A 13150-nucleotide genomic window follows, 5' to 3' on the forward strand; every position below is an offset into this window, starting at 1 on the left:
CATGGTCGTACGCCGCACCGCCCCGCGACAACGGTCCGGGCGCAGTTGTGACGTGTGCCTCACGACCGGTGGCCGGCGGCCGGTACCCAGCGAAGTGACTCGTCGGTATCGTCGCTGGGAGGCGTGGTCCGCACCACTGCCGACCCGCCCGCAGTCGTCGTCCTTGGAGGAAACATGTCCGGAACCGTCATCGTCGCGGGTGCTCGCACCCCGATCGGCCGCCTGCTCGGCGGACTGAAGAGCCAGACCGCCGCCGACCTCGGCGGCGTGGCCATCAAGGGTGCGCTCGAGAAGGCCGGCGTGGGCGCCGACCAGGTCGACTACCTGATCATGGGCCAGGTCATCCTCGCCGGTGCCGGCCAGAACCCGGCCCGCACCGCCGGCCTGCTGGCGGGCCTGCCCGCCTCGGTCCCCTCGATCACGATCAACAAGGTCTGCCTCTCGGGGCTCAACGCGATCGCGACCGCCGACCAGATGATCCGCGCCGGCGAGGCCGACGTGATCGTGGCCGGCGGCATGGAGTCGATGACCAACGCGCCGCACCTGCTGCCCAAGTCCCGCGAGGGCTTCAAGTACGGCGACGTCCCGCTGGTCGACTCGATGGCCTACGACGCCCTCTTCGACCAGGCCACCCAGCAGGCGATGGGTGGGCTGACCGAGCAGTGCAACGCCCAGGGCACCAAGCTGACCCGGGAGGAGCAGGACGAGTTCTCGGCCCGCTCCCACCAGCGCGCCGCCGAGGCGTGGAAGAACGGCGTCTTCGACGACGAGGTCGTGCCGGTCGAGATCCCGCAGCGCAAGGGCGACCCGGTCGTCGTCGCGCAGGACGAGGGCGTGCGCGGGGAGACGACCCCCGAGTCGCTCGGCAAGCTGCGCGCCGCCTTCGCCAAGGAGGGCACCATCACCGCCGGGTCCGCCTCGCAGATCTCCGACGGCGCCTGCGCCGTGGTCGTGATGAGCAAGGCCAAGGCCGAGGAGCTCGGCCTGACCTGGCTCGCCGAGATCGGTGCGCACGGCATGGTCGCCGGCCCCGACTCGACGCTGCAGATGCAGCCGGCCAACGCCACCGCCAAGGCCTGCGAGAAGGAGGGCATCTCGCCCGCCGACCTCGACCTGGTCGAGTTCAACGAGGCCTTCGCGGCCGTCGGCATCGAGTCGGCGCGCAGCCTGGGCCTCGACGAGTCCAAGGTCAACGTCAACGGCGGCGCCATCGCGCTGGGCCACCCGGTGGGCATGTCCGGCGCCCGCGTGGTGCTGCACCTCGCCCTCGAGCTCCAGCGCCGCGGCGGCGGCGTCGGTGCGGCCGCCCTCTGCGGTGGCGGCGGCCAGGGCGACGCCCTGATCGTGCGTGTCCCGACGAGCTGACCACGTCGTCCCGGACCTCGTCGAGCGCGCCCGCGCCGGCGAGGTCCGGGCCGTCGCACGGCTGATCTCCCTGGTCGAGGACGAGTCCCCGGCCCTGCGCGAGGTGATGGCCGCCCTGGCCCCGCACACCGGGCGGGCCCAGGTCGTGGGCATCACCGGCTCGCCCGGCGTGGGCAAGTCGACCTCGACCAACGCCCTGGTCGGCGCGCTGCGCGCCGCCGGCAAGCGGGTGGGGGTGCTCGCGGTCGACCCCTCCTCGCCCTTCTCGGGCGGCGCGCTGCTCGGCGACCGGATCCGGATGCAGGACCACGCCTCCGACCCGGGCGTCTACATCCGCTCGATGGCCTCGCGCGGCCACCTGGGCGGCCTGGCCTGGAGCACGCCGCAGGCCGTGCGGGTGCTCGACGCCTCCGGTTTCGACGTGGTGCTGGTCGAGACCGTCGGCGTGGGCCAGAGCGAGGTCGAGGTGGCTGCGGCCGCCGACACCACCCTCGTGCTGCTGGCCCCCGGCATGGGCGACGGCATCCAGGCCGCCAAGGCGGGGATCCTCGAGATCGGCGACGTCTTCGTCGTCAACAAGGCCGACCGCGAGGGCGCCGACCGGGTGCGCCGCGACCTGCGCTCGATGCTGTCGCTGGGCGAGCGGCCCGACGACGCGTGGCGCCCGGGGATCGTCAAGACCGTGGCCTCGGCCGGCCAGGGCGTCGACGACGTCGTCGCCGAGATCGAGCGGCACCGCGAGTGGTCCGAGCGCACCGGGGCCCTGGGCCGCCGCCGGGCCCGCCGCGCGCGCGTGGAGGTCGAGGCGATCGCCGTCACCACGCTGCGCCGCCGCTGGGCCGACGTCGGGCGCAGCGAGCGGCTCGACGAGCTCGCTGCCGCCGTGGCGCAGGGCAGCACCGACCCCTACACCGCTGCCGACGACCTGCTCTCCGCGTTCACCGACTGATCACCCGCCCGCCCCCGCGCCGCTCCTGCTGCGTCAACCCGGGCGCTCGAGGGTGGGGCCATGCGCGTCGCCGTGGTCACCGAGTCGTTCCTGCCCCAGGTCAACGGGGTCACCAACACCGTGCGCCAGGTCGTCGACCACCTGCGCCGCACCGGCCACCAGGCGATCATCGTCGCGCCCGGCCCCGGCCCGTCGTCGTACGACGGGGTGCCGGTGGTGCGGGTGCGCTCGGTGGGGCTGCCGACCTACCGCTCCTTCCCGATCGGGCTGCCCGACGCTGCCGTCCACCGCGCCCTGGCCGACTTCCGCCCCGACGTGGTGCACCTGGCCTCGCCGATCGCCCTCGGGGCGGTCGGCCTGCGCGCCGCGCGCCGCCTCGGGGTGCCCACGGTCGCCGTCTACCAGACCGACGTCGCCGGCTTCGCGCGGCACTACCGGGTGCGCGCCGACCTGCTGGCCAGCGCGTGGGTGGGCCGGCTGCACCGCCGCGTCGACCGCACCCTGGTGCCCTCGACGACGTCGTACGCCCAGCTGCGGGCGATGGGTGTCGGCGACCTGCACCTGTGGCGCCGCGGGGTCTCGCTCGACCTCTTCGACCCCGCCCGCCGCAGCGAGGAGCTGCACGCCCGGTGGGCGCCGGACGGCGAGTGCGTCGTGGGCTACGTCGGCCGCCTGGCCCCCGAGAAGCAGGTGCGTCGCCTGGTGGAGGTCTCGCGCCTGCCCGGGGTGAGGGTCGTGGTCGTCGGCGACGGCCCCGAGCGCGAGGCGCTGGAGCGCCGGATGCCCGGGGCGGTCTTCACCGGCATGCTCGGTGGCGCCGACCTGGCCCGCGCCTTCGCCAGCCTCGACGTCTTCGTCCACCCCGGCGAGTCGGAGACCTTCTGCCAGACCGTGCAGGAGGCCCAGGCCAGCGGGGTGCCGGTGGTGGCCGTGGCCGCGGGAGGACCGCTCGACCTGGTCGAGCACGACCGCACCGGGCTGCTCTACGACCCGCGCCGCGCGGGTGGCCTGGAGCAGCAGGTCGCGCGGCTCGTCGCCGACCCCGCCCTGCGCGCCGACCTGGCCGCCCGGGCCGCCGGCGAGGTGGCCCAGCGCAGCTGGGCGGCCGTCGTGGGCCAGCTCGTCGAGGAGCACTACCGAGCCGTGCTGCGCCCCGCCGCGCACCGATCGGCGGCCTGAGGGTGCGGATCGCCCAGCTGGCCAACTTCGTCGGGCCCGCCTCCGGGGGCATGAAGACCGCCGTGCAGACCCTCGGCGCCGGCTACGCCGCGGCCGGCGTGCCACGCCTGCTCGTGGTGCCGGGCCCGCGCGACCGGCGCACCGCCACCGAGCACGGCGACGTGGTGCAGCTGCGCGCCCCGAGGGTCGGCGGCGGCTACCGGCTGATCGTCGAGCCGTGGCGGGTCGGCGAGGTCCTCGAGCAGTTCGCGCCGACCTCGGTGGAGGTCTCCGACAAGGCGACCCTGTGGCCGGTCGCGCACTGGGCCCGCCGGCGCGGCGTGCGCTCGGTGCTGTTCTCCCACGAGCGCCTCGACGCGATGCTCTCCCTGCGCACCGGCCGCGAGGTCGGCGGCCCCGGCATCACCGCCCCGGTCTCGGTGCTCAACCGGGTGCTGGCGCGCAGCTTCGACGAGATCGTGGTGACCTCCGACTTCGCCCGCCGCGAGCTGCAGCAGGTGGCCGGCGCCGCCGGCACGACGCTGCACCGCGTCGCGCTCGGCGTCGACCTCGAGACCTTCACGCCGCCCGACGACCGCGCCGGGCGCGGAGCGGTGCTGCGGCTGGTGCACGCCGGCCGGCTCTCGCGGGAGAAGAGCCCGCACCTCGCGGTCGGTGCCGCGGTCGAGCTGCACCGGCGCGGCGTGCCGGTGCGCCTCGACGTCTACGGCACCGGGCCGCACCGCGACGAGCTGGTCGCCCTGGCCGCCGAGGCCCCGGTGACCTTCCACGGCCACGTCGCGGGCCGCCGCGCGCTCGCCGAGCGGCTCGGCCGCGCCGACGTCGCGCTCTCGGTCTGCCCCGGCGAGACCTTCGGGCTGGCGGTCCTCGAGGCCCTGGCCTGCGGCACCCCCGTGGTCACGGCGTCGTACGGCGGCGCGCGCGAGCTCGTCGACGACGTGTGCGGCGCCTGGGGCCGCCCGGGCGCGGGTGACCTGGCCGACGCGGTGCTGGCGCTCGCCGCCCGGCCCGAGCACGTGGTGCGCAGCGCCGCCCGGGCCCGGGCCGAGGTCTTCGGCTGGGACCGGACCGTGCACGACATGCTCGCCGTGCACGCCGGCCTCAGGCCGGCAGCGAGGGACGTGCCGGCCGCCGGGGAGCCGGCAGGCCGGACGGCCTGACCGCCCAGGTCAGCGCGATCGCCAGACCCACCACCATGGTCAGGGTCAGCGCGATCGCCACGTGCAGGCCGCGCAGCTCGGAGTCGAGCGGGGCGGTGATCCCCAGGGCGAAGGAGAACCACAGCAGCAGCGCCAGCGCCCGCCCCCGCAGGTGGCAGGCCGCCGCCAGCGGCAGGCACCACAGGGCGTACCAGGGGTGCACGACGGGGCTCAGCAGGACCGTCGCCGTCAGGGCGAGGGCCGTGGTGCGCAGCGCCGCCGCGCCGTCGCCGGTGGGCGCGCCCAGCGCCAGCAGCACGACGAGGCCGACCGCCACGACCTGGGCGAGCAGCCGGGTGCCGGGCAGCAGCAGCTCGACGGTCGCGCTGAGGGCCAGCGGCGTGTGCACGGTGCCGGGGACCCCGAGCGCGTGCACCCAGCCGCTCCCGGTCCCGGCCACGACGCCGACCCCGACCAGCACCGCCACGCTGACCAGCCCCACCTGGGCCACCCGGCCCAGACGCTCGCGCAGGCCGGCCCCGGCGTGCAGGGTCACCAGCACCACCCCGAGGCAGACCAGCCCGCCGGGCAGCTTCACCGCGGCGGCCAGGCCGCCGGTGGCCGCTCCCAGCACCCACCCCCGCTCGGCCGCGACCACCAGGGCTGCGGCGCCCAGGCCCACCATCAGCAGGTCGTTGTGCAGGCCGCCGACCCCGTGGGCGAGCACCAGCGGGCTCGGCAGCACCAGCGCGGAGACGAAGGCGGGGTCGTGGCGGGTCCAGGCCGCCAGCCGCGGCAGCGCCCAGGCCAGCAGCGCCAGGCCCACCAGGGCCAGCAGCCGGTGCCCGACGACCATCGCCCAGGGGGAGTCGACGAGCCGCGCGGTGCCCGAGCCCCACAGCAGCGGCAGCGGGCCGTACGGCGTCGGGGTGGCCAGCCAGCGCGGGTCGACGGCCTCGACGACCGGCCCGGAGAGCACGCCGGGGCCCCAGGTGTAGGGGGAGAGCCCCAGCCGGGTCAGCTCGCCCTGGGCCGCGTAGCTCCAGCCGTCGCGGCTGAACAGGGGAGGGGCCACCAGCAGCGGCAGGACGAACAGCACGGTGGCGCGGCGCACGGCGTGCAGGTCGGCGTGCCCGTGCCCGGCGGCCCGCCACAGCCGGACCCAGGCGGCGCTGAGCAGCCCGAGGCCGCCGACCACCACCACGAGACCGCTCATCCGCCCGGGCATCGAGTGCCGCCAGGCGAGGTCGGCGACCCAGGAGCTGCGGGGGACGGCGCTGATCACGAGACCGCCGAGGAGCACGAGCACCGAGCCGACGACGCCCAGGCGCAGGGTGGTGAGGGAGGAGACCGCACGAGGGGTCGTGGTGGCGGGCACGGCCCGACGCTAGGGGCGCCCGGGGGCCGGTGGCGCACACCTCGGTGAACGCTGCGGCAACGCCGGGCGACCCGGCGCCGCAAGCGTTCGGCGCCCGTTCACCGGCCCTCCACGAGACCGCTCCGCAGACGTCGGCACCGGTGCCCACCGTGGGGTCCATGCGACTCACCGTGATCGGCACCGGCTACCTCGGCGCGACCCACGCCATCTGCATGGCGGTCCTCGGGCACGAGGTGCTCGCCCTCGACCGCGACCTCGACCGGCTCGAGGCCCTCGCCGGCGGACGGGTCCCCTTCCACGAGCCCGGCCTGCCCGAGATGCTGCGCAAGGCCCTGGACTCGGGGCGGCTGCGCTTCACCGACGACGTCGCGGAGGTGGCGGCCTTCGGCGACGTGCACTTCGTCTGCACCGGCACCCCCCAGCTGCCCGGCTCGATGGGCGCGGACCTCTCGCAGGTCGAGGGCGCGGTCACCGCGCTCGCGCCCCACCTCGAGCGCCCCTGCCTGGTGGTGGGCAAGTCGACGGTGCCGGTGGGCACGGCCGAGCGGTTGGCCGCGACGCTGGCCGCCCTGGCCCCGGCGGGCGAGGCGGCCGGGCTGGCCTGGAACCCCGAGTTCCTGCGCGAGGGCCACGCGATCGAGGACACCCTGCGTCCCTCGCGGCTCGTCCTGGGCGTCACCTCCGACGACGCCCGCGAGCGGCTGGAGGCGGCGTTCGCGCCGCTGCTGGCCGCCGGGGTGCCGTGCGTGGTCACCGACCTCGCGACCGCCGAGCTGGTCAAGGTGGCCGCCAACTCGTTCCTGGCCACCAAGATCTCCTTCATCAACGCCATGGCCGAGGTGTGCGAGGCGTCCGGCGCCGACGTGCACCAGCTCGCGGCCGCGCTCTCCCTCGACGACCGGATCGGGGGCCGGTTCCTCAAGCCCGGCCTGGGCTTCGGCGGCGGCTGCCTGCCCAAGGACATCCGGGCCTTCATCCACCGGGCCGAGGAGCTCGGCACCGGTCACAGCGTGCGGTTCCTGCGCGAGGTCGACGACATCAACCAGCGCCGGCGCGGGCGCACCGTCGAGCTGGTGCGCGAGGCCGCCGGCGGCGACCTGCGCGGGGTGCGCGTGTGCGTGCTCGGGGCCGCCTTCAAGCCGCACTCCGACGACGTGCGTGACGCGCCCGCCCTCGACGTGGCCCGTCGGCTGCACGAGGAGGGTGCGCGGGTGGTGGTGGTCGACCCGCAGGCCCTCGACAACGCCCGGCGCACCCACCCCGAGCTGGAGTACGCCGACTCGGCCCTCGAGGCCGCGGCGGGCGCCCACGTGGTCGCGCTGCTGACCGAGTGGGACCAGTTCCGCGGGCTCGACCCGGCCCGGCTCGGCGCGGTGGTCGAGCGCCGCGCGGTCGTCGACGCCCGCGGCGCCCTCGACCCGGTCGCCTGGCGGGCCGCCGGCTGGACCCACCGGGGCCTGGGCGCCGCCTGAGCGGCGGCCCGGGTGCCCGGCGCGGCCCGCCGCCCGGTCAGGCCCCGGCCGGGCGGATGTTCTGGTTGACGTGGAAGAAGTTGGTCGGGTCGTAGGCCGTCTTCACTTGCACCAGGCGCGCGTAGTTGCCGCGGTAGGCCGCCCGGACCCGGTCCTCGCCCTCGTCCATCATGAAGTTGACGTAGGCGCCGCCGGCCGAGGTCGGGTGCAGCTCGGACCAGTAGCTCCTGGCCCACTCGGTCATCGCGGCGTTGTCCGCCGGGTCGGGGCTGACCCCGACCATCACCCCCGCCCAGCCGCCCGAGCGGTAGGCGAACGCCGTGGCGTCCTGCGGCACCCGCGCCGCAGCCCCGTCGATGGGGTAGAGGTGCATCGTGGAGTGCCCGGTCGGCAGCGCCTCGCCGTACCTGCTGTGGACGTCGACGGCCTCGTCGCTGATGGACTCGTACATGTCGGCGCGCCAGTACCACTGCAGCCCGGCGGGGTAGAGGGCGTTGAAGGCCGACTGGAGCACGTTGAAGGGCATCTCGTGCATGCCCACCACGAGGGGCTCGCCGAAGGAGCGCACCGGGTCGAGCAGCTCGTCGGCGCGGTCGTGCGGGCCGGTGTAGCACCAGACGATGCCGCAGGCCTTGCGGCCCCACAGCTCCTCGGGGAAGGGCGCGGCCGGCGGGATGGTCATCACCCCGAACCAGCCGCTGAGCTCCTCGGGCAGCGAGGGCAGCAGCTCGCGGTACCACCGCAGCACCTCGGCGGTGTCACCGATGTCGTAGAGCACCGGGCCGCCGATGATCACGCCGCCCTCGCCGACCGGGTGGCAGCGGAACTCGAAGGAGGTGACGACGCCGAAGTTGCCGCCGCCGCCGCGCAGCGCCCAGAACAGGTCGGGGTGGTGCTCGGCGTCGGCCGTGACGAGCCGGCCGTCGGCGAGCACCACGTCGGCCGAGAGCAGGTTGTCCACCGTCAGCCCGTAGCGGCGGCTCAGGTAGCCGACCCCGCCGCCCAGGGTCAGGCCGCCGACGCCGGTCGAGCTGAGGAAGCCGGTGGGGGTGGCCAGGCCGAAGCCGACCGTGGCGTGGTCGACGTCCTGCCAGGTGCAGCCGCCGTCGACGCGCACCGTGGCCGTGGTCGGGTCGACGCGCACCGAGCGCATCAGCGACAGGTCGACGACCAGGGCGTCGTCCCAGACCCCCAGCCCGCCGGCGTTGTGGCCGCCGCCGCGGATGGCGAGGTCGAGGCCGTGCTCGCGGGCGAAGCCCACCGCGGCGACCACGTCGACGGTGTCGCGGCAGCGCGCGAGTGCCGCCGGCCGGCGGTCGATCATGCCGTTGTAGACGGCGCGGACCTCGTCGTAGGCGTCGTCGTCGGGCAGCACGAGCGGGCCGCGCAGCAGGGCCGTCAGCTCCTCCCAGGGAGGACGGTCGGCGCGCGTGCCGGGGCTGGTGGGTGCGGTCGTGGTCATCTCGGGTCTCCTGGTACGTCGTCGGGACGGGCCGGTGCCCGTCGGGGCCGACGCTAGGGAGCGGGGCGTTCAGCCAGCGTTCGCGTCGCGGCGAGAGAGTCGCGGCAGCGTTCGAGCAGCGCGGCGCTGCCGTGCTCGGCGGCCAGGGCGGCGGCCTGCTCGAGCAGCGGAGTCGCCTGCTCCGGCGCCAGCAGCCCGGCGCGCCGGCGCAGCACCTCGGGCAGCCACCACACGTCGGAGTGGGTGCGCGCGCTGACGGTGGCGGCGTCGAGCAGGGCCAGCGCCCGGTGCGGGTCGCCGGTGCGCTGGGCCACCAGGTCGAGCCAGTAGGGCATCCGGGTGAAGGCCCCGATGCGGCGCAGCCGGGCGAGGGCCGCCTCCATCCGGGCGGTGCCGGCCCCGTCGTCGGCGGCCCACCCGGCGAGCAGCTCGCCCCAGTCGGCGTAGTAGGCGAAGCCGTGGCGGCCGGACAGCTCGGCCAGCTCGTCGGTGCAGGCCAGCAGCCCGTCGGTGTCGCCGAGCAGCTGCTGGGTCAGGGCGGCGTAGCCGAGCGCGATGGTCAGGCTGTAGGGGTGCGCGAGGGCGCGGGCCCGGGCCACCGCCTCCTCGGCCCGCCGCCCGGCCGACGAGGCGTCGCCGAGCAGCCAGTGGGCGTGGGCGGACCAGGCGTGGGCGTGCACGGCGGGGTGGCTGCCGATGCTGAGCGACGCCTCGTCGGCCCCCAGGGTGGTGGCCTGCTCGAAGTGGACCAGCGACTCGCCCGGCGCGCCGAGCGAGAGCAGCGAGCCGGCGCAGGCGAAGTGCGCCTGCGAGCGAAGCAGGTCGCTGTCCGGGTCGCCCGGCCGGCCCGGCTCGACGAGGGCGAGGGCCCGCTCGGCCAACCCGTGCGCGCGGGGGATGTCGCCCTGCACGAACCGCGCGGCCCACAGGCCCACCAGGCCGTCGACGGTGGCGTCGAGCAGGCCCGCGTGCTCGGCCAGCTCGACCGCCCGGGTCAGGGTGGCGGCGAGCTCGGGGTCGGAGTAGCCGCGGGAGGCGTTCAGCGAGCGCGCCAGACCGGAGAGGGCGCGCAGCTCGCGCCGGTCGCGGCCCGGGCCCGCCGGCAGGTCGGCGACCAGGCGGGCCGTGCGCCGGTGCAGCCGGGCCGCGTCGGCGTGGGCGTAGACCGAGTCGGCCAGCTGCGCCGCGCGCTGGAAGAGCTCGCAGGCACGACGGGTGGCTCCCGCCCGGGCGTACTGCTCGGCCAGCTGGTCGGCGACCGGGTCGAGGTCGCCGGCATGCAGCTCCTCGAGCCCCGCCGCCACCCGGCGGTGCAGCAGCCAGCGGGTCGCCGGCGTCAGCTGGTCGTACGCCGCGCGGCGCAGCAGGTCGTGGGAGAAGTCGTAGCGCTCGCGGTGCACCGTCAGGATCCGCCGGCGCCACAGCTCGTCGACGGCACGCACCACCGCCTCGGGGGAGAGGTCGGAGGCGGCCACGAGCAGGTCGAGCGCCACGTCGCGCCCGACCGCGGCCGCCAGGTCGACGACGTCCCGGCACTCGGCGTCGAGGTCGTCGAAGCGGCTCCGCAGCAGCTCGCCGAGGTCCGGGGAGGCCACGTCGAGGTCCACCAGCCCCGGGTCGCGCCGCACCGCCTCGACCAGGTGCAGCGGGAAGCCCCCCGTCGCGGCGTGCAGGAGCCGAGCCTGCTCGGTCGAGGCCCCGGGGCACAGGCGCCGCAGCAGGGCGGCGCTCGCCGAGGGGCCCAGCGGCCGCAGGGCCAGCTCCCGCACCGGGGCTGCCGCGCGCGCACGGCGTACCCAGCCGTCGAGGCCGGGACCGGCGCCCAGGTCGCCGCTGCGGGCGGTCAGCACCAGCAGCAGCGGGCGGCGCGGGTCGTCGCTGCGCAGCAGGCCGAGCAGCTCGAGGGTCTCGAGGTCGCACCACTGCGCGTTCTCGAGGACCAGCACGACCACGCGCCCGGGCGGGCGCAGCGCCTCGGCGAGGCCGCGGGAGAACCGGTGGCGTCGCCAGGCGTCCACGACACCGCGGCCGCCGCCGCCGTCGGCGCTGCCCCCGCCGCCGGGCAGCAGGCGGTCGACCTCCTCGCGCCACGGGGCGGGCAGGGCCGCCAGCCACGGCTCGAGCGCCGGCTCGGCGAGCCACTGCGCCACCGGGGCCAGCGGGAGCGGGGCCGCGTGGGCGTAGCAGTGGGCGCCGGCCACGCAGGCCCCCGCCGCCGCGGCACGCTGCACCAGCTCGTCGACGAGACGCGTCTTGCCGACGCCGGGCTCGCCGGTGACCAGCACGGTGCGCACCGAGCCGCGCGCCGCGTCCTCCAGCGCCCGCTCGAGCCACGCCAGCTCGTCGGCGCGCCCCACCAGGCCCACCGAGGTGGGCTCCGGGGGCTTCGGCTCGGCGGCGGCCCGGTCGGCCACCAGCCGGTCGCGCAGCTCGCAGGTGGCCGGGTCGGGCCGCACGCCCAGCTGCTCCTCCAGCACGTCGGCGCAGCGGTGGAAGGTAGCCAGCGCCCCGGCCCGGTCGCCCTGCTCGGCCTGCAGCCGCATCAGGTCGCGGTAGGCGGTCTCGTCGAGCGGGTCGAGCGTGATGCGCCGCCGGGCGGCCCGCACCGCCAGGTCCCAGCGTCGCGCCGCGCCGGCGGCCACGGCCAGCGCGCCGCACAGCTCGCGGGCCCCGTCGACCAGGCCGGCGCGCTGGGTCAGCACCCACTCGTCGTACAGGCCGGGCAGCAGGTCGCCGCCGTACGCCGCGAGGGCGCGCTGGCCCTCGGCGAGCAGCGTGTCGGGGTCGTCGTGGGTGCCGTCGAGGGCGCGGGCCCGGCCGGCGAGGTGCTCGACCAGGTCGACCGCGACCTCCCCGGTCCCGACCCAGGTCAGGTCGGTGGCGGTGACGACCACCGAGGCGTCGGCGCCGGGGAGCCGGCGCAGCTGGTGCAGCTCGCGCCGCAGGTTGGTCAGGGCCTGCTGCTGGGCGGAGTCGGGCCAGAAGGCCTCGGCGATCCGGGAGCGCGGCTGGGGGCTGCCCGGGTGCAGCGCGAGGTAGGCGATCAGCGCGATCGTGCGCGACGAACGGGTCAGCACCTCGCCGGTCTCGTCGTCGACGGCGCTGCGCTCTCCCAGGACCCGCACGCGGAGCATGCCTACGAGACTGCGCCTCCCACGCCGCCGCGTCGAGCCTGGGCCCGGACCGGTCCGCGCGCGCCGCCACAGGATCCCTAGCATGGGGGACATGACGCAGCAGCCGTTCTCCCGTCCCGGTGCGATCGACCTCTCCGCCCTCAAGCGCCCCGCCCAGGCGCCGCCCGCCCAGCCCGGCGCCCCCGGCGCCCCCGGCGCCCCCGGTGCCGGCGCAGGCGCCAGCAGCGCCGGTGGTGCCGGTGGTGCGGGGGCCTACGCCGTGCAGGTCGACGAGCAGAACTTCCAGACCACCATCGAGTCGTCGATGACCGCCCCGGTGCTGCTGGCCTTCTACTCGCGCACCCAGCTGCCCGAGAGCGGCCAGATGGCCGACGACCTCGCGACGCTGGCCGACGAGTTCGACGGCCGCTTCCTGGTCGGCCTCGTCGACGTCGACACCTCCCCGCAGATCGCCCAGGCCGTGCAGGTCCAGTCGCTGCCCTACGTGGTGGCCGTGCTCGAGGGCCGCCCGGCGCCGCTGCTGCAGGACGTCGTGCCGCTCGAGGAGCTGCGGGGCGCGCTGACCCAGGTCGTGCAGCAGCTCACCGCGCAGGGGATGACCGGGCGCCACCAGCCGCGTGCGGGCGCCCCGGCCGGCGACGAGGGCGAGGCCGAGCAGGTCGACCCCCGCTACGCCGCCGCCCAGGACGCGCTGGGCTCGGGCGACATCGACCTCGCGGTCGCGGAGTACCAGAAGCTCGTCGACGCCAACCCCGCCGACGCCGAGGCCGTCGCCGGCCTGGCGATCGCCAAGGTCATGCAGCGCACCCAGGGCGTCGACCTGCACGCCGCGCGGGCCGCGGCGGCGGCGAACCCCGACGACGTCGAGGCGCAGACGCTCTGCGCCGACCTCGACCTGGCCGGCGGCCACGTCGAGGACGCCTTCAACCGCCTGGTCGACCTCGTGCGCCGCACCAGCGGCGACGACCGCACCAAGGCCCGCGAGCACCTCCTGGGTCTCTTCGCCGCCGTCGGCAACGACGACGAGCGGGTGCTGCGCGGGCGCGGCAACCTGGCCAACGCCCTCTTCTGA

General features: G+C 76.5%; 9 protein-coding genes. 6 read left to right on the forward strand and 3 right to left on the reverse strand.

Going from position 1 to position 13150, the window contains the following annotated elements:
- The first annotated feature begins 174 nt into the window (after nucleotides 1-174).
- From OCU29_RS12505 to OCU29_RS12520, 4 genes are read left to right on the forward strand one after another with little or no spacing between them, the layout of a single operon-like run.
- Nucleotides 175-1365 carry an acetyl-CoA C-acetyltransferase gene (locus OCU29_RS12505; RefSeq protein ID WP_179617025.1) on the forward strand — a complete coding sequence of 397 codons (1191 nt, stop codon included), beginning with the start codon at nucleotides 175-177 and terminating at the stop codon, nucleotides 1363-1365.
- Nucleotides 1349-2314: a methylmalonyl Co-A mutase-associated GTPase MeaB gene (gene meaB / locus OCU29_RS12510; RefSeq protein WP_261820180.1), complete on the forward strand. Its 966-nt coding sequence runs from the start codon at nucleotides 1349-1351 to the stop codon at nucleotides 2312-2314. Before OCU29_RS12505 ends, meaB begins: the two co-directional genes overlap by 17 nt.
- Nucleotides 2315-2374: 60 nt before the next feature.
- Nucleotides 2375-3493, forward strand: a complete 1119-nt coding sequence (locus OCU29_RS12515; RefSeq protein WP_261820181.1) for a glycosyltransferase family 1 protein — start codon at nucleotides 2375-2377, stop codon at nucleotides 3491-3493.
- Nucleotides 3494-3495: 2 nt separating this feature from the next.
- On the forward strand, nucleotides 3496-4653 hold the full coding sequence (locus OCU29_RS12520; protein WP_261820182.1) for a glycosyltransferase: 1158 nt from the start codon (nucleotides 3496-3498) through the stop codon (nucleotides 4651-4653).
- On the opposite strand, the gene mptB is transcribed toward OCU29_RS12520, so the two are convergent.
- Entirely contained in the window at nucleotides 4595-6010 is a 1416-nt protein-coding gene (gene mptB / locus OCU29_RS12525) for a polyprenol phosphomannose-dependent alpha 1,6 mannosyltransferase MptB (RefSeq protein ID WP_261820183.1), read from the reverse strand. The two genes, OCU29_RS12520 and mptB, sit on opposite strands and share 59 nt — an antisense overlap.
- 158 nt (nucleotides 6011-6168) lie before the next feature.
- On the opposite strand from mptB, the gene OCU29_RS12530 reads away from it, so the two are divergent.
- Nucleotides 6169-7482: a UDP-glucose/GDP-mannose dehydrogenase family protein gene (locus tag OCU29_RS12530; protein WP_261820184.1), complete on the forward strand. Its 1314-nt coding sequence runs from the start codon at nucleotides 6169-6171 to the stop codon at nucleotides 7480-7482.
- Between the two features lie 37 nt (nucleotides 7483-7519).
- Here the strand turns inward: OCU29_RS12530 and OCU29_RS12535 are convergent, their stop codons facing one another.
- Nucleotides 7520-8944: an FAD-binding oxidoreductase gene (locus tag OCU29_RS12535; RefSeq protein WP_261820185.1), complete on the reverse strand. Its 1425-nt coding sequence runs from the start codon at nucleotides 8942-8944 to the stop codon at nucleotides 7520-7522.
- 53 nt (nucleotides 8945-8997) lie between these two features.
- The gene (locus OCU29_RS12540; protein WP_261820186.1) at nucleotides 8998-12078 is read right to left on the reverse strand and encodes an AAA family ATPase; all 3081 of its coding nucleotides are present in this window, start codon (nucleotides 12076-12078) and stop codon (nucleotides 8998-9000) included.
- A 91-nt stretch (nucleotides 12079-12169) separates the two neighbouring features.
- Here OCU29_RS12540 and OCU29_RS12545 point away from each other — a divergent pair, with 91 nt between their 5' ends.
- Complete coding sequence (locus tag OCU29_RS12545) at nucleotides 12170-13150, forward strand: co-chaperone YbbN (RefSeq protein ID WP_261820187.1); 981 nt, start codon at nucleotides 12170-12172, stop codon at nucleotides 13148-13150.

Source organism: Nocardioides sp. OK12 (genome assembly GCF_024341885.1).
GTDB lineage: Bacteria > Actinomycetota > Actinomycetes > Propionibacteriales > Nocardioidaceae > Nocardioides > Nocardioides marinisabuli.